The organism is Natrononativus amylolyticus (genome assembly GCF_024362525.1).
In the GTDB taxonomy this organism is placed as follows: Archaea; Halobacteriota; Halobacteria; order Halobacteriales; family Natrialbaceae; genus Natrononativus; species Natrononativus amylolyticus.
Genome location: NZ_CP101459.1, coordinates 223,065 through 248,393, shown reverse-complemented (window position 1 = coordinate 248,393; position 25,329 = coordinate 223,065). Strand labels below are relative to the sequence as shown.

Here is a 25,329-nt window from a genome sequence, read left to right as displayed (position 1 = left end):
ACTTTGCCCGCCGTCAGTCTCCGGCGGCCGGCTCCTCGAGGTCGACCGCCTCCTCGTCGATCGGCTCGCTGTTCCAGTACTCGTGGTCGGGCTCCTCGCGGAAGCAGGCGACGCGCGAGTGGTTGTCGCTGTCGCGGAGTTCGGGCATCTCGCGGGTGCAGACCTCGCGGGCCTCCGGACAGCGCGTGTGGAACGGACAGCCCTCGGGCGGGTCGGTCGGGTCGGGAATGTCGATGTCGCGGATCGGCGGTTTCGTCGCGTTCGCCTCCCGCGCGGCGTCGGGGTCGAGCGGCGGCGTCGCCCAGCTCAGCACCTTCGTGTAGGGGTGTTTCGGGTTGTGGATGATCTCCTGGGCCGGTCCGATCTCGACGAGGTGGCCGAGGTACATGATCCCGATGCGGCCGCCGGACTTCTCCGTCAGGTAGCGCGCGTTCGAGAAGTCGTGGGAGATGAACAGGTACGAGGTGTCGAACGTCTGCTGGAGGTTGAGCATCAGGTCCATCATCTCGACGCGCAGCGAGACGTCCAGCGCCGAGACGGCCTCGTCGGCGAGGATGAGGTCGGGGCTCATCAGCAGCGCCCGCATGAGCACGACGCGCTGTTGTTCTCCACCGGAAAGCTGGTGTGGGAACCGGAGCGCGTAGTCCTCGGCGGGCTTCATCCCCACCCGCTCGAGGAGGTTGTAGACCACCGTCTCCCGTTCGGAGGCGTTGAGGTCCGGCCGCCACCGCTTCAGGGGCGCACTCAGGCTCGCCCGGATCGTCCGGGAGGAGTTCAGCGAACTCCCGGGGTCCTGGTGGACGATCTGGAGCGCGCGGCGGATCTCCTCGAAAGGAATCTCGCCGTCGCCGTCCTTCGCAGCCCATATGTCCTGATCGCGGTAGTTGACGGTGCCGCCCGTCGGCTTCTGGATCCCGATCGCCGTCTTGCCGAGCGTCGTCTTCCCGCAGCCGGACTCGCCGACGAGGGCGACGACCTCGTTCTCGTGGAGATCCAGCGACACCTGGTTGACGGCTTTGACGATCGTCTCCTTGCCGAACAGCTCGTCGATCATCCCCGAGATGTTGAAGTGGACGTCGACCTCCTCGAGGGAGACGACGGTGTCCTCGTCTTTGGTTTCGGCTACCTGCTCGATCGACGACGGGTCCAGTTCCTCGGTGCCGAGTGAGTACTGGATCTCGTCTGCGGATCGCTCCCAGTGGAAGCAGGTGGCCCCGCGGTTCGGGCCGACGTCGTGGTACTCCGGGTCCGCGTCGCGACACTGCTGTGTCGCCATCGGACACCGGGGGTGGTACGAACAGCCGTCCGGCGTGTTCACCGGGTCCGGACTCTCGCCTTCGATCGTGGTCATCTCCTCGAGCGGCGCGTCGACGCTCGGGACGGATTTCAACAGCGCGCGCGTGTACGGATGCGCCGCGTTCCGGATCACCTCCTCGCTCGGGCCGTACTCGACGAACTCGAAGGCGTACATCACCGCCAGGCGATCCGCGATGCCGGCGACGAGCGGCAGGTCGTGGGTGATAAAGAGGATCGTCAGATCGTACCGCTCCTGGAGGTCGGTGAGCAGGCTCATGATCGACCGCTGCATCAGCAGGTCCAGCGCCGCCGTCGGCTCGTCCATGACGAGCACCCGCGGCTCGAGGATGAGACTCAGTGCGATCAGCGTCCGCTGTTTCATCCCGCCGGACAGCTCGTGGGGGTAGGCACCGAGCACGCGGTCGGGGTCCATGTAGAGGTCCGCGATGAGCTGGCGACCGTGGGCCATTCGCTCCTCGACGTTTTTCCCGTGGGCCTTGATCGTCTCGATGAAGTGGTCCTCGATCTTCATCGTCGGGTTCCAGGAGCTCATCGCGCCCTGGAACACCATCGCGATCTCCTCCCAGCGGAACTTCTCGAGCTGGGTGTCCGTAAGCGAGAGCACGTCGACGGGTTCGCCGTCTCTCGGATGGTAGATCACTTCCCCGGTCGCGACGCCGGGTTCGACGACGGCGTTCAACATCGCCGAGGCGAACATCGATTTCCCGCTGCCACTCTCACCGACGATTCCGAGCATCTCGTCGCGCTGGACGTCGAAGTCGACGCTGTCGATGACGCGCGACTTGCCCCGGTCCATGTCGAATGCGACCTCGAGGTCCCGAACCTCGAGAATTACGTCCTGTCGTCCGTTGCTCCGGTTTTGAGCGTCGAATTGGGTCTGAGTCATATGAGATGAGCGATCGTGGCGTACTCGATCAGGATCGTCGAACCTTCCAGGAGTACGGTGGGTCCCTATGAGAGAGCAGTTGGGACAACGTCCATATTAATCTTTTCCGTAAGCGGGGCCTCGACGCGACGATTTCGACAGCTCGACACCAAATATTTATAGTAGCTACGACAAAACCAGTGTAGACACGATGGCAACCGTAGCCGACTCTGAATCCGGTGAGGTCGAAGAGCCCGAATCGGTCGAGTCGAACAGCGTCACGTATCGGATACTCAAACTACTGCGCGGTTCGTTTCTGCTCTCGCTCGTCGCCGTCGGCATCCTGTTGCTCGCCGTCGGGATGGTCTTCGAGATCGCGAACGTCACCACCTTCGAGATCACCAGCCAGGACGGTGTTATCGCCGGAATGCTCGGCGTGTTCGGAATCTCGTCGATCATCGCCGGCGGCCTGTTCTACGTGGTTATACAGCTGATTCAGCGAAAGTAGCGGTCGTGATCGGTGCGGGTGTCGATTCTCCTCATCGTGGGTTCTGCCGGAGCACATGTCTGTCAGACAGTCACCCAGGAGAAAGATATTTAACGTCTGAGGAGAGTTATATCTGTTGTATGTCACGCAATGGCAGAGACGGGACTGTTACATCGATCGAGGAACTCTTTAGCCGTCGGCAGATCCTCGGTGCCGGCTCGGCAGCGGTGGGTGCGAGCCTGGCAGGGTGTTTGAGCGGTGGTGAGGAGGACGACTCGGACGATAGCGGCAACGGCGGTAACGGCGACGACGGTCCGGTCACGATCACGATGGCGATGCCGACGATCCCCGACGAGATGAACTTCAACACGTGGGCGTCGGGGTACCCGTGGGACAACGCCAAGATGTTCATGGAGTTCCACACGCGCTACTTCAGGGACGGGACCGTCCAGCACGACCTGGTCGACGACTGGTCGTACGACGAGGGCGACCAGGCGCTGACGGTCACCTACAGCGAGGACTTCTACTGGTGGAACGGCGACCAGGTTACCGCGGAAGACGCCTACTGGTACAACGAGTGCGCTCGGCTGTTCGACCCCGAGGGCTCCGACTGGGAGGACGTCGAACTCGCTGACGACCAGACACTGGTTTACCACTTCAAGGAACCGCAGAGTCCGCAACTCATCGAGTACGCCGTCGGCGGCCACCTCGGACCGATGCTCCGATCCTACGGTCCCAAGTATCAGCCGTGGGCCGAAGAGCTCGAAGACCTCGATAATCAGGACGAACGCCTCGAGGTCCAGGAACGGATGGGCGACGAGATGCCGCTCCACATCTCGACGGTGATGGAGGAGGGCCTCGGCGCCGGTCCGTTCGAACTCGTCGACTACGACACGGAGGGAATGCGCTTCGAAAAGTTCGACCAGCACCCGTACGCCGACCAGATCGAGATCGACGAGTTCGAGTGGATCCTGGCGGCCGACGAGGCGCTCGCACAGCGGATCATGGCTGGCGACGTCGATGCGGGCTTCAGCACGGTCGAAAACTGGGTCGGCGAGGGCAACGCGCCGGACCACGCGGAGAACGTCGGCGTTCACACCGACACCTTCATGCGGAAGATCGAGTTCTTCCACAACGGTCCGGGTGCAGAGCACCTCGACCGTATCGAAGTCCGCCGCGCGATCGCTCACGTGCTCGACAACGAACACATCGCGAGCAACTACCCCTCCGAAGCGGCTGCCCGTGAGCAACAGACGGGTATCACGTCGTCGATGACCGAGAACCTGCTCGGCGATTACGTCGACGACTTCATCGACTACCCGCACCAGGGAGACGAGGACGGTGCGATCGAGCTGATGGAGTCGGCGGGCTACGAACTCGACGGCGACCAGTGGGTCGACGAGGACGGCGACTCGGTCACCCTCGAGCTCGTCATCCGCGAAGAGCACACGAACATCGGACGAACGGTTTCGGACCAGCTCTCGTCGTTCGGATTCGAGATCGACTTCACGGCTCTCGAGGGAGCGACGTACAACGCGAACACCGAAGACCGGATCGACTTCGACATGACCGTCGGCACTCACGGCGGACAGAACCCACACCCGTTCTGGTACTTCCGCATCAACCACACCCACAGCAACGACCTGGGCGACTACGGGGTCGTCGAGCGGAACGTCGCAGAGGGTGCGACGCGTGCGGAGTACAACGGTCGGGAGATGGTTCTCGAAATCCCCGAGGAGGTCGGTGCGGAGGACCTCTCGGGCGGAACGCAGGAGATCAACCTCTTCGAGCTTCACAACGCGCTCGAGAGCGCACAGTCCGAAGAGGAGACCCTGGAACTCACCGAGACGCTCACGTGGTACTGGAACTACCAGCTTCCACAGATCGACCTCATCGAAACGCAGACCGGCTCCTGGGGTAATACACAGGAGTTCGAGTTCAACTCGGACGACGTCGGATGGCAGGTCTACCGCGCGGTCTACCACCAGCTCAAGCGCGGCAAGATCAACCCGCTGTAATCCGCGTCGAACCGAACCAACGCGTTCGCCCCGTCGTTTTCACCCGTTTTCTGCCCTCCAGTGTCACGACCGCAACCGGCCCGTCAGACGGGCGTCGTCGCGGTTTCGAGGTCGTACCAGTCGTGGTCCGCGACGAGTCGCCGCCGGACCGCCTCGAGGTCGCCGGGCGTAACCGGCTCGAAGAACGACCGCGTCCGCTCGAGTGCGGCCCGCTCTTCGGTTCGGTTTCCACCGCCAGTCACGGTCGTCGCGTACCTGGTGTCGATCGTGACCGCCTCGCCGAAACACTGCTCGAAGACGAACGCCGCGCGCGGTGCGTGCCACTCTGCGGTCACGAGGTAGAGGGCGTCGGGTTCGACCTCGAGGTCCTCGAGGAGGCGTCGAGTGAAGTAGCCGTTCCCGATCGTGTCCCGCGAGCGGCGCTCGCGCAGTATCGCGTCACGACTCACGCCGCGCTGGCGGGCGTACGCCCCCATCGCGTCTGCCTCGGCGCGATCGACCGATCGGTTTCGCCTCCCGCCCGACAGCACCAGCTGTCGAGAATCGGTCTCACGTAGCGCTGTGATCCCCGCGTCGACCCGACGGCGGAGGTGCGGGTGAATCGTGCGTTGGGCGAGCGCCTGTCCGAGTACCACGACGACCATCACTCACAGCGTGGCGCCTCGCACACATATATTCTTCTCTCGTGTACGATTCGGGTCGTACTTACGGCCCGGAGTCGTCGGTGGCGTGTCGAAGCATCACCTCGTAGAGGGCGAGTTGCGCGTCCAGGATCTCCTCGTGCGTGATCTCGCCGGTGTACCCGTCCGAGAGGCCGTGGGCCGACTCGTGGAGCAGTCCGATGGTCCCGCTGACGTGGTAGGCCGCGCTGACGAGGTTGAAGTACGGCGGGGGGCTCCCGCTTTCGCTCGCGACCTCCGAGGCGTATATCTGTGGAATCTCGAGGTCGTCCAGACGCGCGTTGTACTCCCGGTGGATCGCCCTGGCGTCGGCCTGGACCTCGAGGGGGACGTACTTCGGCCGGATGAGTCCCGGCGGGTAGCCGTGGCTGTGTAGCGACACCGTGAGATCCGGCGCCTCGCGGCGGGCGACGTCGAGGATCGCCGGCGCCTCCGGCCCCATCGGATCGAAGAACTCGTCGTGCATCGGATTCACGCCCGCGTCGTCGAAGTAACACCCCAGGAACCCGACGTCGTCGCCGGTCATCGGGTGGCGCTGCTTGGCGTCCGGGTAGCCGATGGACCGGTCGTCGGCCCACGTTCCCTGTCCCCAGAACTCGAGGTCCGCGAGCGCCATCCCGTGTAGCGACTCCGGCTCGAAGCGATCGAGACCGTCGGGGTTGCCACAGGGAAGGACGACGAGCCGACACTGATCGGCCAGTTCGCGAATCGTCGGCTGTTCGGTCCCCCTGAGGTCGCGACCCGTCTCCACGATCGAAAGGAGGTTACAGAGTCCGGTCAGCCCCTCGACCTCGTGGCCGTGAACGGGACCGATGAAGAACACGACCGGGGTCTCCCGCTCGTCCCGGTTCGCGTACGCCGCCGGCCGTTTCCCGGCGACGGCGGAGTTGAAGTTCGCCTCCTGGTCGCGCTCCGGCCGGTCGCCGTAGGTGACGAGCCGAATCGGCCGGCCGCCCGGCGAGGTGGTCACCTCCTCGACCCGACCACGCTCGAGCGAATCCAGCTGGGCGGCGAGCGCCTCGCGGCTCCCGATCCAGAACTCGGGGAGTTCCCTGTCGGGGATGCGGTCGACTGCCTCGCGGTACGTCATCGTCGCACTACTGTCGTCGGCCATGATGGTCGGTACGAGGAACGTCCGTAGCTTAACTGTTGGGCTCTCGCGAGCCGCTCGTCCAGCGACGAGTCTCGGCTTGCGCGTCGACCCGTCTCAGGCGCTGGGTGACGTCAGGTGGCCGGCCTTCTCGAGTTCTTCGAGATACTCCTCGACCCGCGTCCGGTCGTCGGCCTCGAGTTCGATCAGCGGGTTTCGGACCGGTCCGCCGTACATTCCCTGTAGCTCCGAGCCGTACTTCACGACGGGGACGTTCTTCGCCGAACCGAACGCGGGTCCGCCGCCGGTTTCCTCGCGGAGGTCCTCGTAGGGTCGCAGCGCGTCTCGAATCTCGCGCGCTTGCGACCAGTCACCGGCGCTGAGCGCGCTCTCGAGCGCGAGCACCGGTTCGGGAACGAAGTTCCCGATACCCGTGGTGAACCCCTCCGCGCCCTCGAGGGCGTACGCCAGCGCGTAGCGCTCGGCGACGCCGTTGAGCCAGACGACGTCCCCGGAGACGGTCTGGGTCACGCGCGAGAACTGCTTGACGTCGTTGACGGCGTACTTGACGGCGACGACGTTTTCGACGGTCGACAGCTCGTCGAGGACGGTCTCGTTGAGCAGCGGGCCGCGCTTGTACAGGACGATTCCCAGGTCGGTCGCGTCCGCGAGCGCGCGGTAGTACTCGATCAGCCCCTGCTCGTGGATGTACGTGTGCCGCGGGTACATGATCATCGCGGCGTCCGCCCCGGCTCGCTCGTAGGCCTCGAGCAACTCGAGGGCGTTCTTCGTGCTTCCGCCGACGCCGCCGATCACGGTCGCGTCCTCGGGGAGTGCGTCGACGGTCGTCTCCACGACGTCGATCCGCTCGGCTTGCGAGAGCGAGTAGTACTCGCCGGTGTTCCCACACGGGATGAAGACGCGGGCGCCCGCGTCGTACAGCGTTCGAACGTTTTCTCCGATCCGTTCCTCGAGGACCCGGTCGCCGTCGTCGCTGAACGGCGTCGGCGTCGTGAACGAAACGGAGCGGAGACTCTCTCGGAGCGTGTCGTATGGCATGGGTCGGTGATTTGAAGTCACCGATTATTATAGTTCCGGTTGAACCACCGGTTTGTCGCCAGAGAACGCCGATTTCGATCGGAAACGTCGCTCGCGCTACGAGTTCCCTGAAACTCGATCGCGTCGATCCGAGCGGCTAACGCGCCGAAGGATAACCAATGGCTAGGTGTGTGGTAGCGGCTGCCACGTAAGTTTTGTAATTCTAAACACCGGTCTGTCCATTCACTCGAAGCGGGTGTCTGTCGACGGTCGAGACGCGTTAGAGTTACAGACATATGCATGTAATGTATATGGCCGGTCAGCCAGAATTTCTCGACAGATGATGTAGGAGGGTGCCGGTATCCCGTGATTTCGGCAGTTTGACCAATCGTTTTGTTGTGCAAAACAATTTACACGCTTTTCTCGACGTTTTGTCCCGGTCGACGCGAGGTGTCGGGTGCTCGGCCGGAATCGTGGCGGCCTCGGAACGCGTTCGTTTGGTATGTCTAAACGGATTTCTGGTCCACGGTACCAAATGACACTCAGATCGGCAACCGTTCGAAATCAGCGGCCCTCGAAGGGTTCGGCGGAGTTCCCCACAAATTACATAACAATGGCGTTCCTCGCAGTAGACGAATACAATGGATATCTGTCGAAAGGCGCTGTCAGAGGTGGGGTCGCCGTGAAGTTCGGCGTTTTCTTGAACCAATACTACACACCCGAAAGCGAGTTCGAGCTCGCACACCTCTTCGAACAGGCCGACCTGATGGAGGAACTCGGGTTCGACGGCGCGGCACTCGGTGAGCGACACGTCCACGAGGAGGGGTTCGTCGAGCCGGTTACGACGCTCGCCGCGCTCGCCGCCAGGACCGAGACGCTCGACCTCGCGACGATGGCGATGCTCCCGGTGCTGTACAACCCGCTCACGCTCGCCGAACAGATTGCGACCGTCGACCGCCTCTCCGGCGGCCGAATGCACTTCGGCGCGGCGATCGGCTACCGCGAACGGGAGATCGAACCGTTCGGAATCGACATGGAGGAGCGTTCGAAGGCGTTCATCGAGTCGCTGCACGTCCTGAAACGGCTCTGGGCCGACGAGAGCGTCTCTCACGACGGCGACCGGTGGTCGTTCGAGGACGTGTTCGTCAGCCCCCGACCGGCGGGGTCGATGCCGGTCTGGATCGGCGGCCACGCCGACATCGCTATCAAGCGGGCGGCCTATCGCGGCGACGCCTGGATCGCCAGCGCCTCCTCGACCACCGACGACTTAGCGCACCAGATCGGCGTCTACGAGGACTCCCTCGAGGAGTTCGAGATGGATCGCGCGGACAACGACGTGGTCCTCATGCGCGACTGCTTCGTCGCCGACTCCCTCGAGGACGCCCGCGAGACGATCGAGCCGTACCTGCTACAGATGTACGAGTGGTACGCCCGGTGGGGCCAGACGTACATGGACGAACACGAGGTCGAAGTCGACTACGACGAACTCGAGGAGAAGTTCGTCCTCGGCTCCCCCGAGGACTGCCTCGAGAAGTTGCGGACGTACGAGGACCTCGGCGTCGACCAGGTCTACCTCCGGGTCCAGTTCCCCGGCCAGCCACAGGACGTCACCCTCGAGTGCCTCGAGCGGTTCGGCGAGGAGGTCATGCCGGCGTTCGCGAGCGGTGACCGATGAGCCGGCGCCGTATCGGCTACGCCGGGCTCGACCACCACCACGCGGAGCCGTACCTGCAGACGCTCGCCGAACTCCCGGTCGACGTGACCTGCGCCTGCGAACCGACCCCGTCGTTCGACGCCTCGAGCGTCGCCTCGCTGGGCGACGTTCCGGTGTACGACTCCCTCGAATCGATGCTCGAATCGACGGCGCTGAACGCGGTGTTTCTCACCCTCCCGAACCGCGACACGCCCGCGGCGATCGAGACCGCCGTCGACGCCGGAGTCGACGTCTACACCGAGAAGCCGGCCGCTCGAACCGCGGCCGAACTCGAGGCGCTGTGCGACCGGCTCTCGACGACCGACTCGACCGTCTGCGTCTCCTACCCGTGGCAGTCCCACCCGATTGCGAGCGAACTCCGGTCGCTCGTCAGCTCGGGCTTTTTCGGCGAAATCCGGGCGTTCGACGCCCGGTACGTGGCCTCACAGCTCGCGTTCCGCGACACCGACCACTTCATCTTCGATCCGGGGGCGAGCCGGGGCGGCATCCTCCAGTGGCTCGGCATCCACTGGATTCAACTGCTCACCTCGGTTCTCGAGGAGCCGATCGCGCGCGTAAACGCGAACACGGCCGCCGGGGCCGACGGCGTCGGGGTCGAGGACGCGGCGACGCTCCAACTCGAGACCGCCGGCGGGGCGCTCGGGACGCTCCACTGCGGTTACTACCTCGGTGCGGACCTGTACGACACGCACCTCGACGTCTACGGCACCGGGGGGCGAAGCAGCTGGGATCCGATGGGCCGCGAGTTCGGCTTCGACGGCGAGACGGCGCTCGAACTCGACGACGCGAGCGGCGACTGGGCGAGCACGCCCCACCGGACGATCACCCACGAGTACGAGCCGGCCCCCGGTTACGGCGGTTCGTGGGGGATGGCGTTCGTCCGAACCTTCTTCGACGCCTGCGACGGCGAGGCCGAACCGCCGGTGACGCTCGAGGACGCGCTGACCGTCCTGCGAATCCTCGATGCCGCCTACGAGTCCGCCGAAACGGGGGCGTGGGTGGACGTCGATGGCGCCGCTCGCCGGCTGCCCTCGAGCGGGTCGGACTGAGTCGCGCCACCGGCAGAACTATGGCCGCCTCGGAGCAACTACGGCCGTGACACAATGAGCGAGTACACGATCGGAGTCGTCGGCACGGGTCCCAACCCCGACGAGTCCAGCCACGACGGGTTCTCGATGGGGTACCGACACGCGAGGGCGTTCGATTCCGTCGAGGGCTGCCGACTCGTCGCCTGCGCCGACGTCGTGAGCGACCACGCACGCGACTTCGGCGCCGCGTTCGACCTGCCCGACGACGGCGTCTTCACCGACCTCGAGTCGATGCTCGATACCGCTTCGCCCGACGTCGTCAGTATCTGTACGCCGCCGTCGACCCACGTCGATCTCGTCGAGGCCTGCGTCGACCACGACGCCGTCCGGGCGGTTCACTGCGAGAAGCCGCTCGCGCCGACGATGGGCGAGAGCCGCCGACTCGTCGAACTCGGGGCCGGCGACGACGTCCAGCTGACGATCAACCTCCAGAACCGGTGTAGCGACGGTGCTGCGGCGATCAAGTCGGCGATCGACGGCGGCGAGATCGGCGACCTCGAGCGGGTCGAGATCGGTCGTCAGGATCTGTTGCAGACGGGGCTCCACCACCTCGACCTCGCGAACTACGTCCTCGGCGACGAACCCGTCGAGTGGATCGTGGGACAGATCGACTACCCGGACGAGCACATCTGGTACACCGACATGCCCGCGGAGGTCCAGGGGCTCGGGATGTGGGAGTACGAATCCGGCGTTCACGGCCTCTGTTCGACCGGCGCGGGCGCGTCCGCCGTCGGTCCCCAGACGAACCGGTTCCTGGGAACGGAGGGCGCGATCGAGTTCCAACTCGGCGACGAGTACCGGATTCGGACGCCGACGACCGGGGGCTGGACGACCGTCGAGGTCGGCGGGGCGTCCGCCCAGACGGCCGCGGCGGAGGTCGTCGTTCGCTCGCTCGAGACCGGCACCGAGCCGATCATCGGCGCCGACCGGGCGCTCGGCGCGACCGAACTCGTCTTCGGAATCTGGGAATCCGCGCGGCGGCGCGGTCGCGTGGAGCCGCCGCTCGAGATCGAGGACAACCCGCTCAGGGCGCTGATCGAGTCCGGCGAACTGCCGCCGAGCCGCGACGAGTGAGTCGGCGATGCGCGCTACTGACCTCACCGTCGCTCGATTTTCGGAGAACCCGCTGATCACGCCCGAGTCGGCCGACGGCGTCGGGACGAACGTCAACGGGCCGTCGGTGATCCGGGCGCCGGCGTGGCTCGAGAACCCCCTCGGTCGGTACTACATGTACTTCGCCCACCACAGCGGGACGTTCATCCGGCTCGCCTACGCCGACTCGCCCCGCGGGCCGTGGACGGTCCACCCGCCGGGGGCGCTCGGACTCGAGGACACCCGCTTCGACGAGCACATCGCCTCGCCGGACGTCCACGTCGACCGCGACCGGGAGCGGATTCGGCTGTACTTCCACGGCTGTTGTGGCCCGTTCGACCACGAGTCCGGCGAACTGAGCCAGGCGACGGACGTCGCCACGTCGACCGACGGGCTCTCCTTCGAGGTCCGCGGGGAGACGCTCGGCGACTCCTACTTCCGGGTGTGGGAGTACGACGGCGTTCACTACGCCGTCGCGAACGACGGACACCTGTATCGGAGCCCGGACCCGTTGGCCCCGTTCGAACGGGGACAGGAGTTGTTCCCGAGGAACCGCCACTTCGCGGTCAGGCGGCTCGGAGACGACCGCCTGCAGCTGTTTCTGACGCGCCGCGGCGATAGACCCGAACGGCTGATGGTGGCGACGATGGATCTCGCGCCGGCGGAGGCGGCGTGGCGCCCGGACCCTCACCCGCCGGAGACGCTCCTCTGGCCGGACCGGGAGTACGAGGGGGGTGCGTTGCCGACCGTCACCTCGAGCGACGGGAGCGCCGACGAGCCGACACGGGCGCTGCGCGACCCCGCCGTCCTCGAGGACGAGGGTCGCGTCTACCTGTACTACGCGATCGCCGGCGAGCGCGGGATCGCCGGCGCGGAGCTCCGGTCGGCGGCCCCCCGGAGCCCGTAGCCGCCGGTCGTCACTCGTAGAGCGACTCGATCGACCACTCCTCGAGGGGCGTGAACCGCGCCGGATCGAGCTCGAAGTCGCGGCCGAACGGCGCCTCGATCACGCTGTCGAAGCGCACGCGCCCGTCGTCGACGGCGAGCGTCGGGAACCCGGCGTCGTGGCGCTCGTAGAGGTCCCCGTGGGCCTCGAGGACCGTCCCCTGGAGGTCTTCGGGGAGGAAACTCAGCCCCCGGTAGTAGTGGTGGCCGTTGCGCTCGACGTGAGTCGTTCCGAGCGTCCCCATCACCGCGAGGTCGTGAAGCAACTCGACGGGGCCGATGGTGGTGAGGTCCTCGCCGCTCATCACGTACTCGCGGTCGGCGTCCTCGCGCCGTCGGCTCTCGAGCAGGCAGGCGTTGACGACGCCGCTGAACACGCCCTTGCAGTTCTTGTGGCTCGTCCCGGCGTAGCCACACTCGAGGGCGCGGCCGGCGGTGTCGAGGCCGTCGTCGGACTCGTCGATGATGATCGGCGGGCGCTCCGCCCACTCCGTGAGCACCTCGCCGGTTTCGTCGGTGAGCGCCTCGTTCCTCGGCAGGGGCTGTTCGACGTACGCGACGCTGTCGACGACGGCGGCGACGGACGGATCGGCGGCGTGGCGCTCCCACTGGTCCTTGAACGTCCGCACGTCCTCGTACCCCTCGTTCGCGTCGACCGTACAGAACCACGACTCGAGCGAACTCGCTTCTAGCACCTCGCCGATCGTCGCGAGGCGGTCGGCGTCGCGTTCCGGGTCCGCCGAGAGCTTGATCTTGAAGTGGTCGACGCCGTCGCGCTCGACGTACTCGTCGAGCGCCTGCGGGAGGCCGTCGTCAAGTCGCTCCTCGGGATCGATCTCCGCCCCGACGAGCGGGTCCGCCAGCCCCACCGTGTGCCGGAGCGCAACCTCGCGCGTCGGCTCCGCGGGCAGGAGTTCGCCGGGGTCGGTTCCCTCGAGTTCGTCGTAGATACGTCCCGGCTCGACGCCGAAGGCGCCGCGTCGGATTCCCTCGGCGAACGTGATCCCCCGGTGGCGACAGACGGCGTCGATCACCGCCTGTTCGACCATGGCCACCCCGTACCCCCACAGCAGCGGCGGGTGGGCGGTGTCTGCGGCCCACTCGCGCTGGCGCTCGTAGAGGTCGTACCACCAGTCGAACACAGACGGCGCGGGCTCGAGGGCCAGCGCGTGCTCGCAGGCGGCGTCGAAGGTCTCGAGCAACAGTTCGGTCTGCTCGACCATCGAGAGTTCGGGGTCCTTGAGGAACCACGCCGGGGCGATGCCGACCATCGAGAGCCCCGTCACTCGCTCGCCGTCGACGTCGAGGTCGACCTCGAGGAAGTGGTGGGCGCCCTCGGTGGCGACGACGTTTCCGAAGTGAAACGCCATCCGCTTCTCGTTGGTTCGGACGTACTGCTCGGCGCCGACGACGTCGAGTTTCATTATCGAGTGCAGTGCCACGGAGTGACATAAGTGTGGGTGATCGCGCAACCGCGCGGTTTTCGGCCGTGACGAGGGAGCTGCCGCGACGGCGCGGCACAACGTTGAAGTCGTCGGTAACGAGTTAGGTGACAATGGACGGCTTCGACAGCCACGTCGACGGCTACTACGACGTCGAGAATCAGTTGCCACGGTACCTCAAAGCGCGGGCGGAGGAGCGTTTCGAGGCCGAGCGCGCCCGGAAGGCGGCCATCGAGACGGTCGACGACCACGAACGCCACGCCGCGGAGATGCGCGAGGCGTTTCTCGAGGGCCTCGGCGGACTCCCCGAGCAGCGGCCGCCGCTTTCCGCCGAGACGACTGCCACCCTCGAGCGCGACGGCTACGCGATCGAGACGGTCGTCTTCGAGAGCCTGCCGGACTTTCACGTCACGGGGAACCTCTACCGGCCGACTCGAGACGACGGCGAGAGCGAAGACACCGACTCCGGTGAAGGTGCCGAAGCGACGGACGGACCGCACCCCGCCGTTCTCTTCCTCTGCGGGCACGCGGCGGTCGGTAAAGCGGCCGGGGGCTACCAGCAGGCCTGTCTCGACCTCGTCCGGAACGGGTTCGTCGTGTTCGCGATCGACCCGATCGGCCAGGGCGAGCGGATGCAGAGCTACGACCCCGAGACGGGCGAGATTCCGCGCCAGAACACGACCGAACACACCTACCTCGGCCAGCAGTGTGCGGCCGCCGAGTCGAACCTCGCGCGGTACTTCGTCCACGACATGATCCGGGCGCTCGACTACCTCGAGGCCCGCCCCGACGTCGACGAGTCGCGCCTGGGGGCGACCGGCAACTCCGGCGGCGGGATGCAGACCGGCTTTCTGATGCTCGTCGACGACCGCCTCGAGGCCGCGGTGCCGTGTTGTTTCGTCACCTCGCGGGAGTCGTACATGGAAACCGGACAGGCACAGGACGGCGAGCAGATCGTCTACGGCGCGATCGAGCGCGGGCTGAACTACGACGACTTCGTCTCCGCGTTCGCCCCGAAGCCCGCCCTGATCGGCGCCGCCCAGTCCGACTTCCTCTGCATCGACGGCGCCCGCCAGAGCCTCGAGCGCGCGCGGGCCGTCTACGGCCTGTACGATCGCCCCGAGAACGTCGACATGGCGGTCGCGGATCGGACCCACGGCCTCTCGCCGCCGCTCCGGGAGGCGATGGTGAACTGGTTCCGCGAACACCTCCGCGGGCTCGAGCCGGACTTCGAAACCGGCGACCCCGCCGTCGAGGACGTAGCCGACCTGCGCTGTACGGCGGCCGGACAGGTCCACGGCGAGTACGCCGACGAGACCCACGTCGTCGACCTCACCCGGGCGTTCGTCGAGCGACGCCACGACGACGCGGGAACGCCCCCTGCGGTCGACGACCCCGCCGCCTACGCCGAGGCGATGCGCGAGACCGTGATCGACGAACTCGACCTCGAGCGGCCGCGCTGTGAGCTTCACCCCCGCCGGATCGAACGGGAGGAAGACGAGGAGCGGGGCGTGCGCTGGGAGAAGACGTTCTTCTACAGCGAACCCGGGGTCGTCGTGACCGGTATCGCCGCCGTCGCGCTCGAGTCACCCGACACCGTCGTGCCGACGGTCGTCCTGCCGGATCGCGGCACGAACGAGTTCGAGCGGTACGAGGAGCGCCTCGCGGCGCTCGCCCGCGAGCGTGGCGCGGCGATGGCGTTCGACCCGCGCGGCGTCGGCGCCGTTCGGGCGCGCGACGTGAACACGCCGCAGTCGAACGGCGGCGAGTACTTCGACTACCACGGCACCGAGTACAAACTCGGCAGTGACGCGCTCATGCTCGGCGAGTCGCTGTTCGGGATGCGGGTGTTCGACGTTCTTCGGGCGCGGGCGTACCTCGAGCGCCGCGTCGCCGACAGTGACGTGCTCCCGGCGGATGCGGACGGGTACGGCCTCGAGGGGGTCGGACTTGGCGCGCTCCACGCGGTGTACGCCGCGGTGGCCAATCCGGCGTTCGAGACGGTGCGCCTCGAGAACCTGCCGGACTCCTTCTACGAAATTGCGACCAGCCACGAGTACGAAATCGACTTCAGGCGCCGCGTTCACGGGCTCGTCGGTAGCTGTGACCTCCCGCAGTTGCTGGCGGTCCTCGAGGACCGCGACCTCGAGACGGTCGAGTAGCGTTCCGACAATTCGAGAGGCGGCGTAGATTTATGCCGGTTGCACCGAACGTACGGACATGAACCGAGACGTATCGGCGATCAGGAGCGAGTTTCCGATTCTCGAGCGAACGGTCGATGGACGGCCGCTCGTCTACCTCGACAACGCGGCGACGACACAGACTCCCGAGCGCGTCTACCGCGTCTACGAGGAGTTCTACGGCGGCTACAACGCGAACATCCACCGGGGCATTCACACGCTGAGCCACGAGGCGTCCGTCGCCTACGAGGAGGCCCACGACCGGCTCGCGGCGTTCGTGGGCGCCAGCGGCGGTCGCGAGGAGATGATCTTCACGAAGAACACCACCGAGAGCATCAACCTCGTCGCCTACGGCCTCGGCGTGAACGAGCTCGGCCCCGAGGACGAGATCGTGACGACGGAGATGGAACACCACGCCTCGCTGGTCACCTGGCAGCAGGTGGCCAAGAAGACCGGCGCCACGCTTCGATTCGTCGGCGTCGACGACGACGGACGCCTCGACATGGACCACGCTGCGGAACTGATCGGCCCCGACACCGCGCTCGTCTCGGTCGTCCACGTCTCGAACGTACTTGGGACGGTCAACCCCGTCCGGGAGATCGCCGATCTGGCGCACGAACACGACGCCTCCGTCCTCGTCGACGGCGCCCAGTCCGCCCCCAACAGACCGATCGACGTCGAGGCGATGGACGCCGACTTTTTCGCCTTCTCGGGGCACAAGATGGCCGGCCCGACCGGTATCGGCGGCCTCTACGGGAAACGCGAGCTGCTCGAGGAGATGGACCCGTTCCTCTTCGGCGGCGAGATGATCCGACACGTCACGTTCGCGGACTCCTCCTGGAACGGCCTTCCCTGGAAGTTCGAGGCCGGCACGCCGCCGATCGCGGAGGGGATCGCGCTCGCGGCGGCGGCGGACTACCTCGAGGAGATCGGGATGGACGCCATCCGCGACCACGAGAACGAGTTGGCCCAGTACGCCCTCGAGCGCCTCGACGCGCGCGATCACGTCGAGACGTACGGCCCGCCCGCGGGCGAGGAGCGCACCGGCGTCGTCGCGTTCAACGTCGACGGCGTCCACGGCCACGACCTCTCCTCGCTGCTCGACCGCCGCGGCATCGCCGTCCGGGCGGGCGATCACTGCACGCAGCCGCTGCACGACATCCTCTCGATTCCGGGGTCGGTCCGGGCGTCCTTTTACGTCTACAACACGACCGAGGAGATCGACCTGCTGTTAGCGGCCGTCGACGACGCGGCCGACGAACTCGAGGGCTACCTCGCCTCGTCCTACCACGACGCGATCCTCGAGCGCCACGAGCACCCCCGCAACGACGGCGGGCTCGCCGAGCCGACGTTCACGAAGCACTCCGAGGAGACCTCCTGTGGCGACGAGGGCGAGTTCCACGTCGCGGTCGCTCCCGACGGCACGATCGAACGACTCGGCTTCGAGAGCGAGAGCTGTGCGGTCTCCACGGCAGTCGCGGACCTGCTCGCGGAACACCTCGAGGGTCGGCCGATCGCCGAGGCCGCGGCGCTCGACGGCGAGGTCAAGGCGCTCCTCGAGGGCGAGTTCCCCGAGCTCAGGCGCGACTGCGTCGTCGGCCCCGAGGAGGTCATCCGCGAGGGCGCGAGGGAGTACCTCGCGGCGCATGAGGGGCGGCTCCCGCGGTAGCCGCGTCCCAACTCGAACGGGACTCCCACGGACCGCCGGATGGCTCAGCTTTTTGTCCCGCCCGTGTGACCGCCACCCAATGAGCACGGATACGACCACGCGAATCGGTATCGTCGGCCTGGGAACGATCGGACGAATCCACGCGACGCGGCTCGCCCGACTCGACTGTGATCTCCTCGGGGCGGACCTCGACGCGGCTGCCCGTGAGGCGTTCGCAGCGGAGTTCGACGCCACGACCTGCGCCGACCACGACGCGTTGCTCGAGGCAGGCGTCGACGCGGTGATCGTCGGCGTTCCCAACCGCTTTCACGAGGAGATCGCGGTCGACGCGCTCGAGGCGGGCGTCGACGTGTTGCTCGAGAAGCCGATGGCACACTCCCTCGAGAGCGCCGAACGGATCGCGGCGGCCGCGCGCCGATCGGACGGGTTCTGTGCGGTCGGGTTCACGATGCGCTTTGCGGCCCCCACCGAACGGGTCGTCTCGCTGCGCGACGACGGCCGGTTCGGCTCGCTCTCGCACGTCCACGTCGACTACCTGCGGCGGGGCGGGGTCCCGAGAAACGGCGGCTGGTTCGTCGACGAGGAACTCGCCGGCGGCGGCGTCCTGATGGACCTCGGCGTCCACGTGATCGACCTCGCGCTCCACCTGCTCGAGTACCCGGCGGTCGTCGAAGTCAGCGGGCAGGTCCGCTCGGAGTTCGGCGAGTACGCGGTCGACGACTCCGCGAGCGCGTTCCTCCGGTGTTCCGACGGGCAGACGATCTCCGTCGAGACCGCCTGGCACGGCACCGCAGAGCCCTCGAGAACCTGCGTTCTCCGCGGCACCGAAGCCGGCGCGCGGTTCGGCGTCACCGACTCCGAGCTGACGCTCGTCGACGCCGACCCGGACGCCGACCCCGAGACGGTGTCCGTCGACGACGTCGACATCTACGACCGGGAGGCCGAGGCGTTTCTCGAGATGGTCGCCGGGACGCGAGCGCCGAGTGGCACCGTCGAGGAGGCGCTGGCCGTCCAGCGGGTTCTCGCGGCGATCTACGAGTCGAGCGAGCGGGGGCGGGCGGTCGCGATCGAGGAGCTGTAGGCTTCGTTTTCGGGACGGAAACCCGCGGTTTGGCGTCGAACAATCGGTTTCGAGAACGGGTCTCGAGGCGAACGTTCATTACGTTTCGACGTGACGTTAGTCGCATCGAGATGAACCCGCTACGCGTGGCACTGCTGAACGCTTCCTTCAACGACGAGGCGACCCGTCGGAACTTCGACCGCGACGTGAACGCCGACGTCACCCCGTTCGACGCCACCCGGGGCGAGCTTCCGGAACGGTACGACTGGCACGCCGCGATCGTGAGCGGCTCGGCCGCGGCCGCCTACGGCGACGAGGAGTGGATTCCGCCGCTGTCTGCGTGGCTCGAGACCGCGATCGAGCGCGACCTACCGGTCCTCGGCGTCTGCTTCGGCCACCAGCTGCTCGCCCAGGTCCTCGGCGGCGAGGTGCGGGACATGGGTGAGTACGAACTCGGCTACCGCGAGATGGAACGCACCCGCGACTCGGACCTCCTGGCGGAGCTTCCCGACCGATTCCTCGTCTTCGCTACCCACTCCGACGAGGTCGTCGCGCTCCCGCCCGGCGCCGAGTTGCTGGCGGAAAACGATTACTCGATCCAGGCGTTCCGCAAGGAGCCGTCTTCGGGGTGCAGTTTCACCCCGAGTACGACCGGGAGACGGCGATCCGGGTCGCGCGGGGGAAGGACCTCCCGGACGAGCGGATCGAGCGCGTTCTCGAGGGAATCACGGACGAGACCGTCGCGACCGCCGCGGACGCCAAGGTGGTGTTCGACAACTTCCTCGCGTACGCGGCGGCTCGCGCCGCCGACTGCGAGCGGAGTACGGCCGAGTAGCGCCGACGGACGGCTCAGACCGACTCGGCGTTGGCGGCGATTCGCTCGACGACGTAGTCGACTTCCTCGTCGGGCAGACACCGCGGGTTGATCGTAAACTGCGACAGGTGCAGGTCGTCGGCGCCGACGAACACCCGCGGGTTCTCCTGGCGAAGCCCGTGGACGATGTCGGTCGCGCTTACGGGCGCCGAGTCCGTGACCGTGACGGTAACCGACGTGACCGCCTCGGTTTTGCCCGCGTTCGCGAGTTCCGTCTCGAGGCCGTCGACGGACTCGAGGGCCCCGGCGATCCGCGCTGCGCGGTCGTGCCACTCGGCGAGCACGGCGTCGTCGTCCTCCGCGATGAACGCCTCGAGGGCGGCGACAAGCCCCGCGAGTTCCTCCTTGCCGACTTTCATCGAGCGGCCGATCCCCTGGCGTGGGACGCCGGGGAGTTCGTCGGCCGCGACGAGGTCCTCCGGCGGCTCGTAGGCCGCCTCCGCGGCGTGCATGTCGAGGTGCTGGCGGGCGACCGACGTGATCAGGTCCGCTCGTCCGGCGAGAATCCCCGAGGACTGCGGGCCGCGGATCGCCTTCCCGCCGCTGAACGCGACCAGGTCGGCGCCCTGCTCGGAGTATTTCGAGAGGTTCCGCGTCGGCGGCAGTTCCGCGGCGGCGTCGACGATCACCGGCACGTCGTGGGCGTGGGCGACCTCGCAGACGTCGGGGAGCGGCGGCTGCGTGAACGGCTTCTCCATGTAGGCGACCGCGGCCGTCTCCTCTGAGATGGCGTCCTCGATCTCCCAGAGTTCGGTGTTCTCCGAGCCGGTTCCGAGGTGGTAGTCGTTCCCGCCGACGTCGACGAGTTCGGCGCCCGCGACCCGGAGCGCGTGATCGTAGCCGTTGCGGTGGGTCCGCGGAACGATGATCTCGTCCGGTACGCCCTCCGTGTCGGGCAGTCGCGCCATCGCGCCGAGGTCGTCGCCTGCGATGCAGGCCGCCGCCGCCAGCGTGAGCGCCGAACTCGCGCCGTTCGTGACGTAGCCCGCCTCGGCGCCGGTCGCCTCCGCGATCCGCTCCGAGGCGGCCGCCTGCAGATCGGAGATGCGGACGAAAGCCTCGGCCGCGCGGTTCATCGCCTCGAGGGCCTCCTCCCTGATCAGCGTGCCGCCGATCCGCGTTTTGGTTCCGGTGGCGTTCACCACGGACGGGACGCCGAGTTCGTCGTAGATGGTGTCGCGGCCGCCCGTCGCGACGTCTCGTTCGCCCGTCATCGTGCGATCACGTGGTTCTCGAGGGTGCCGACGCCGTCGAACTCGACTTCGACGGTGTCGCCGGGGGCGAGTTCGTCCGGGCCGAACGGCGTGCCGGTGGCGATCACGTCCCCGGGCTCGAGCGTGATGAGTTCGCTGACGTCCGCCACCAGTTCGGGCACCGAGAAGATCATGTGCTCGCGGGTGGTCTCCTGTTTCGTCTCGCCGTTGAGCCGCAGAGTGAGTGTTGCATCGTCCGGCACCTCGTCGGGGGTGGCGACGACGGGCCCGATCGGACAGGAGGCGTCGAAGGCCTTCCCGCGGACCCAGTTTCGTTCCTGCTCCTGGTCGTCGCGGTTCGAGATGTCGTTCACACAGGTGAAGCCCTCGACGTACTCCATCGCCTCGTCCTCCGACACTGCGCGACACTGCTCGGAAATGACGATGCCGAACTCGGCTTCGAACTCGACGCTCTCGCGGCCCGGCGGCAGTTCGATCGCGTCGCCGTGGGCGACGACGCAGTTGGGCGTCTTCAAAAACAGTTCGGGGCGGTCGGGGCGGTCGTCGAAGCCCGACTCCTCGCGGTGGTCCATGTAGCCGCCGGCCTGACAGATGATCTTCGTCGGTTCCGAGGGCGCCAGGACGTTCGCTTCAGCTGGATCGTACGTGTTACCGTTCGCGACGATGCCGTCGTCGGTCCACTCGCCGCGGCGAGCGTAGCCGGTCTCGTCTTCGAATCGTACCGTTCGCATTGTGCTCGAGGGTTGTCCCCACGCACTAACGTTCTTTCGGTCACGACGGTCGGGCCGGCGGACGGTTCAGGCGCGGATCGCGCGACCCGGCCTGGCGCCGGTGTCCTCGCCGTCCGAGACGATCGGCGTGCCGTCGACGATCACGTGTTCGACGCCGATCGGGTGGCGCTCGGGGTCGTCGAACGTCGCCCTGTCGGCGACGACCGCCGGATCGAAGACGACCAGGTCCGCGTCGAGACCGGGCCGGAGCACTCCCTTCGAGTCGAGCCCCATCGCGCGCGCCGGCAGCGAGGTCATCTTCCGGACCGCCTCCTCGAGCGAGAGCACGTCCTCCTCGCGGACGTAGCGGCCGAGCACCCGGGGGAAGGTGCCGTAGACGCGGGGGTGCGGTCGGGCGCCGAACAGGCCGTCGGAGCCCACCGCAACGCGGTCGGAGCGCAGGATCGCCCGGACGTCCGATTCAACCAGCCCGTGGGCGATCATCGACGCCTCGAGGTCCTCGGCGAGCAACACCTCACAGAGGGCGTCGACCGGTTCGATTCCGCGCTCGGCGGCGATCGCCGCGATCGCGTCGCCGCCCTCGTCCCGGAACTCCTCGGAGGTGAGGTTCGTCGCGTGGATGCGGTCCCAGCCGGTCTTGCCGGCGACGTTCTGCCAGCCGTCGATCCGCCACTCCTCGATGTCGCGGCGGATCTCCTCGCGCCGGGCGGGATCGGCGAGCGTCTCCCGCATCTCCCCGGCGTCGGCCGACTGCGCCCACGGCGGCAACAGCGCGGTCAGCATGCTGCTGCCGGCGGTGTAGGGGTACTGGTCCGCGGTCACGTCGATGCCGCGCTCGCGGGCGGTTTCGACCAGCGCGAGCAGGCGGTCGGTCTTCCCGTGCTGAGCGGCGCCGGTAAGCTTGAAGTGCGAGATGTGCAGCGGGATCTCGTGGTCGGCGCCGATGTCGAAGAACTCGTCGAGCGCCTCCCAGATCCAGCGACCCTCGCTGCGGATGTGCGCGACGAACGGCCGGCCGTAGGGTGCGAGTTCGGCCGCGAGTCGGGAGACCTCCGCGGTCTCTGAGTACACCTGCGGCGTGTACACCAGCCCGGTCGAGAAGCCGATCGCGCCGTCTGCGAGCCCCTCCGCGATCAGGTCGGCCATCGCCTCGAGTTCGTCGTCGTCGGGTTCGACGTCCTCCATGCCGAGCACCTCGTAGCGGGCGGTGCCGTGGCCCACGAGCGTCGCGACGTTGGGCGCGATGCCGGCGTCGTCGATCGCGTCCAGGTAGTCGGACATCGAGTTCCAGCTCCACTCGCGCTCGAGGCGACCGGCGAGTCCGCTCAGGTACTCCTGGTAGGGTTCGACGCCGTCCTCGCGGTACAGCGGCGCCATCGAGAAGCCGTCCTGGCCGAGGATCTCGGTGGTGATCCCCTGGCGGGTCTTCGGCGCGAGCGCGGGGTCGGAAAACAGCTCGAGGTCCGAGTGTGAGTGGGCGTCGATGAAGCCCGGCGCCACGACGCTGCCGTCGGCGTCGATTCGCGTCTCGGCGTCGAGGCCGTGGTCCGTCGCCCTGCTCACGTGGCTGATCTCGCCGTCGGTGATGCCGACGGCTCCGCGGAACCAGGGTGCGCCGGTTCCGTCGACGATCCGGGCGTTCTCGACGAGTAACTCGAGAGTCATAGCTCACCAGTTCGCCGCCGGCGTCCTAAATCCACCGCTCGAGGAACCGATCGCGGGCGTCTACGGCGACAACCCGCGCTGACTACGATGAGGGCGGCGGAACTTATTTGCCGGTCTCCGACAGTGGGGCCACTGTGAGCGAGTACCAAGTCGCATTCATCGGAACGGGGCCGGAACCGGAGACTCCCGTCTGGGGCCAGAGCGCCGCGATGGCCTACCGCCACGCGGAGGGATACGACCGACAGCCGGCGTGTCGACTGACCGCCTGCGCCGACATCGTCGCGGAGAACGCGCGCGCCTTCGCCGAGCGAAACGGGATCGACGACGGGAGCGTGTTCACCGAGTACGAGCGGATGCTCGAGGCGACCAGTCCCGACGTCGTCAGCGTCTGTACGCCGGTGCCGACGCACGCCGACATCGTCGTCGCCTGCGCGGAACACGAGGAGGGGCCGTCGGCGATCCACTGCGAGAAGCCGATGGCCGTGACGATGGCCGACAGCCGCCGAATGACGGCGGCGTGCGACCGCGAGGGGGTGCAGCTGACGTTCAACCACCAGCGGCGGGTGTCCGCGCCGAGTCGCCGTCTCGTCTCGCTCGCCGCCGGCGGGGCGGTCGGCGACGTCGAACGGATCGAACTCACCACGAAGAACCTCTTCGACTCGGGGACGCACTTCATCGACCTCTGTAACGCCGTCCTCGAGGACCGGCCGGCCGAGTGGGTCCTCGGAGCGATCGACTACCGGGTCGAGAACGTTCGATACGGCGTCCACAACGACAACGAGGCGTTCGTCCGCTGGCGCTACGAGGGCGGCGTCGACGCCGTCGCGGCGATGGGCGACGACGCCGATTTCATCGACTGCGACCTCCGGGTGCTCGGCACCGACGGCGCCGTCGAACTCAACCCGCCAGGGGACACACAGCTCCGGTGTAAGCGCGGCGAGACCGAGCCGTGGGAGGAGATCCACACCGGCGAGCCGTTCTCGGACATCCCCGCGGCGATCGACGACGTCATCGAGGGACTCGAGACGGGCGCCGAACCGGAGCTGAGCGCGCGACGGGCCCTCGCGGCGATGGAGATCATCCTCGCCGGCTACGAGTCCTCGCGCCGTCGGGGGCGGGTCGACCTCCCGCTCGAGATCGACGACAACCCGCTGGTCGCGCTGGTCGAGAGCGGCGAGCTTACGCCGCAGCCACAGAGCCAGGACAGAGAGTGAGGCCGTCCGGCGACTCGAGGTGTCGACGGGTCGTTTTCGCTCGCGGTTCGGATCAGTAGTAGGGTTCGTAGTTGGCCAGAAACGCGGTGCTGTCGAACGCCGACGCCGCGGCCGCGACGTCGTCGAGCGGGACGGATTCGCCGTCCTCGAACGCCGCCTGCAGCCCGAGGAGGAGTCTGGCGCCGTCGATCAGTCGCTCGCGGTCGTCTCGCTCGCCTCGAACCGCCTCGAGGAAGCCGTCGACGAACGGGCCGTACATCCGCTCGAGTTCGTCGACCGTGCTCTCGATGTGGACGGTTTTCGTCCGGTCGCCGACGCCAAGGAAGGCGAACGTCCCCTCCTCTTCGGGGCCGTCGAACCGGAGCGTCGCCGTCGAGCCGTCGACGAAGTGAACGACGGCGACGCGGCCGGCGCCGTCGACGGGTTCGATGCGCGTCCAGTCGGATTCGAGGAGCGACCGGACGGTGTCGACCAGGTGGACGCCGTAGTAAAACGGGTCGCCGTAGCCCGAACAGAACACGGTTTTCGGGTTCATCGTCGTCAGCGCCGCGAGGTCGGGATGAAACGGGACGGCCGAGCCGCCGTACAGCGGGGTTCCGCTTCGGATCGCGGCGGCCTCGATCGCGTCGATGTCGGTGATCGATCCGGCCAGCGGTTTGTCGATCATCGTCGGGACGCCCGCCTCGAGAAACGGCACCGACAGCGTTCGGTGCGAACACCAGTCGACGGTCAGAATCATCGCCGCGTCGACGTCGTCGATCATCGCGTACGGGTCGTCGTAGCGATCGGCGCCGTGGTCGGCACAGAACTCGTTCGTATACGTCTCGTCGCGCACCTTTCCGTCGTCCCAGACGCCGGCTACGGAGACGTCGTCGCAGTCACCCAGGATGGATGCGAACTTCTCGGGGTGACTGGTGTCTAACCCCAGGACTCCTACCTCGATCAT

General features: G+C 67.2%; 20 protein-coding genes and 1 pseudogene. 12 read left to right on the top strand and 9 right to left on the bottom strand.

Annotation, left to right across the window (positions count from 1 at the left end):
• Window positions 1-13 precede the first annotated feature (13 nt).
• Window positions 14-2,203: an ABC transporter ATP-binding protein gene (locus NMQ11_RS16515; RefSeq protein WP_255171451.1), complete on the bottom strand. Its 2,190-nt coding sequence runs from the start codon at window positions 2,201-2,203 to the stop codon at window positions 14-16.
• A gap of 190 nt (window positions 2,204-2,393) precedes the next feature.
• Between NMQ11_RS16515 and NMQ11_RS16510 the strand changes: the two genes are divergently transcribed.
• A complete protein-coding gene (locus tag NMQ11_RS16510) occupies window positions 2,394-2,690 on the top strand; it encodes a hypothetical protein (protein WP_255171450.1) in 297 nt (98 codons plus the stop codon).
• A 119-nt stretch (window positions 2,691-2,809) separates the two neighbouring features.
• The gene (locus tag NMQ11_RS16505; RefSeq protein ID WP_255171449.1) at window positions 2,810-4,687 is read left to right on the top strand and encodes an ABC transporter substrate-binding protein; all 1,878 of its coding nucleotides are present in this window, start codon (window positions 2,810-2,812) and stop codon (window positions 4,685-4,687) included.
• An 83-nt stretch (window positions 4,688-4,770) separates the two neighbouring features.
• Here the strand turns inward: NMQ11_RS16505 and NMQ11_RS16500 are convergent, their stop codons facing one another.
• From NMQ11_RS16500 to NMQ11_RS16490, 3 genes are all read right to left on the bottom strand, one after another.
• Window positions 4,771-5,331 carry a YdcF family protein gene (locus tag NMQ11_RS16500; RefSeq protein WP_255171448.1) on the bottom strand — a complete coding sequence of 187 codons (561 nt, stop codon included), beginning with the start codon at window positions 5,329-5,331 and terminating at the stop codon, window positions 4,771-4,773.
• Between the two features lie 61 nt (window positions 5,332-5,392).
• Window positions 5,393-6,481 (bottom strand): M14 family zinc carboxypeptidase, encoded by a 1,089-nt coding sequence (locus tag NMQ11_RS16495; protein WP_255171447.1) that lies wholly within the window; start codon window positions 6,479-6,481, stop codon window positions 5,393-5,395.
• A gap of 93 nt (window positions 6,482-6,574) precedes the next feature.
• Complete coding sequence (locus NMQ11_RS16490; RefSeq protein ID WP_255171446.1) at window positions 6,575-7,516, bottom strand: dihydrodipicolinate synthase family protein; 942 nt, start codon at window positions 7,514-7,516, stop codon at window positions 6,575-6,577.
• Between the two features lie 661 nt (window positions 7,517-8,177).
• On the opposite strand from NMQ11_RS16490, the gene NMQ11_RS16485 reads away from it, so the two are divergent.
• From NMQ11_RS16485 to NMQ11_RS16470, 4 genes are read left to right on the top strand one after another with little or no spacing between them, the layout of a single operon-like run.
• A complete protein-coding gene (locus tag NMQ11_RS16485; RefSeq protein ID WP_255171445.1) occupies window positions 8,178-9,170 on the top strand; it encodes an LLM class flavin-dependent oxidoreductase in 993 nt (330 codons plus the stop codon).
• Window positions 9,167-10,258: a Gfo/Idh/MocA family protein gene (locus tag NMQ11_RS16480; protein ID WP_255171444.1), complete on the top strand. Its 1,092-nt coding sequence runs from the start codon at window positions 9,167-9,169 to the stop codon at window positions 10,256-10,258. Before NMQ11_RS16485 ends, NMQ11_RS16480 begins: the two co-directional genes overlap by 4 nt.
• A 54-nt stretch (window positions 10,259-10,312) precedes the next feature.
• A complete protein-coding gene (locus NMQ11_RS16475) occupies window positions 10,313-11,371 on the top strand; it encodes a Gfo/Idh/MocA family protein (protein ID WP_255171443.1) in 1,059 nt (352 codons plus the stop codon).
• Window positions 11,372-11,378: 7 nt separating this feature from the next.
• Window positions 11,379-12,296 carry a glycoside hydrolase family protein gene (locus NMQ11_RS16470; RefSeq protein WP_255171442.1) on the top strand — a complete coding sequence of 306 codons (918 nt, stop codon included), beginning with the start codon at window positions 11,379-11,381 and terminating at the stop codon, window positions 12,294-12,296.
• A 10-nt stretch (window positions 12,297-12,306) separates the two neighbouring features.
• Here NMQ11_RS16470 and NMQ11_RS16465 read toward each other — a convergent pair whose 3' ends face one another.
• Window positions 12,307-13,758: an enolase-like domain-containing protein gene (locus NMQ11_RS16465; protein WP_255171441.1), complete on the bottom strand. Its 1,452-nt coding sequence runs from the start codon at window positions 13,756-13,758 to the stop codon at window positions 12,307-12,309.
• Between the two features lie 131 nt (window positions 13,759-13,889).
• Here NMQ11_RS16465 and NMQ11_RS16460 point away from each other — a divergent pair, with 131 nt between their 5' ends.
• From NMQ11_RS16460 to NMQ11_RS20120, 5 genes and pseudogenes are all read left to right on the top strand, one after another.
• On the top strand, window positions 13,890-15,938 hold the full coding sequence (locus NMQ11_RS16460; RefSeq protein ID WP_255171440.1) for an alpha/beta hydrolase family protein: 2,049 nt from the start codon (window positions 13,890-13,892) through the stop codon (window positions 15,936-15,938).
• A gap of 58 nt (window positions 15,939-15,996) precedes the next feature.
• Window positions 15,997-17,625: a SufS family cysteine desulfurase gene (locus NMQ11_RS16455; protein WP_255171439.1), complete on the top strand. Its 1,629-nt coding sequence runs from the start codon at window positions 15,997-15,999 to the stop codon at window positions 17,623-17,625.
• A gap of 79 nt (window positions 17,626-17,704) precedes the next feature.
• Window positions 17,705-18,706, top strand: a complete 1,002-nt coding sequence (locus tag NMQ11_RS16450; RefSeq protein WP_255171438.1) for a Gfo/Idh/MocA family protein — start codon at window positions 17,705-17,707, stop codon at window positions 18,704-18,706.
• A gap of 110 nt (window positions 18,707-18,816) precedes the next feature.
• Window positions 18,817-19,248 (top strand): annotated as a pseudogene (locus NMQ11_RS20125) (type 1 glutamine amidotransferase); the annotation flags it as partial.
• Between the two features lie 65 nt (window positions 19,249-19,313).
• On the top strand, window positions 19,314-19,520 hold the full coding sequence (locus NMQ11_RS20120) for a hypothetical protein (protein WP_345781483.1): 207 nt from the start codon (window positions 19,314-19,316) through the stop codon (window positions 19,518-19,520).
• Between the two features lie 14 nt (window positions 19,521-19,534).
• Here NMQ11_RS20120 and NMQ11_RS16440 read toward each other — a convergent pair whose 3' ends face one another.
• The 3 genes from NMQ11_RS16440 to NMQ11_RS16430 form a co-directional block, all read right to left on the bottom strand.
• Window positions 19,535-20,773, bottom strand: a complete 1,239-nt coding sequence (locus tag NMQ11_RS16440) for an aminotransferase class V-fold PLP-dependent enzyme (RefSeq protein ID WP_255171437.1) — start codon at window positions 20,771-20,773, stop codon at window positions 19,535-19,537.
• Window positions 20,770-21,504 (bottom strand): fumarylacetoacetate hydrolase family protein, encoded by a 735-nt coding sequence (locus NMQ11_RS16435; protein WP_255171436.1) that lies wholly within the window; start codon window positions 21,502-21,504, stop codon window positions 20,770-20,772. The genes NMQ11_RS16440 and NMQ11_RS16435 overlap by 4 nt, the downstream gene beginning before the upstream one ends.
• 66 nt (window positions 21,505-21,570) lie before the next feature.
• Entirely contained in the window at window positions 21,571-23,169 is a 1,599-nt protein-coding gene (locus tag NMQ11_RS16430) for an N-acyl-D-amino-acid deacylase family protein (protein WP_255171435.1), read from the bottom strand.
• A gap of 134 nt (window positions 23,170-23,303) precedes the next feature.
• Between NMQ11_RS16430 and NMQ11_RS16425 the strand changes: the two genes are divergently transcribed.
• Entirely contained in the window at window positions 23,304-24,383 is a 1,080-nt protein-coding gene (locus NMQ11_RS16425; protein ID WP_345781480.1) for a Gfo/Idh/MocA family protein, read from the top strand.
• 52 nt (window positions 24,384-24,435) lie between these two features.
• Here NMQ11_RS16425 and NMQ11_RS16420 read toward each other — a convergent pair whose 3' ends face one another.
• On the bottom strand, window positions 24,436-25,329 hold the full coding sequence (locus NMQ11_RS16420) for a Gfo/Idh/MocA family protein (protein ID WP_255171434.1): 894 nt from the start codon (window positions 25,327-25,329) through the stop codon (window positions 24,436-24,438).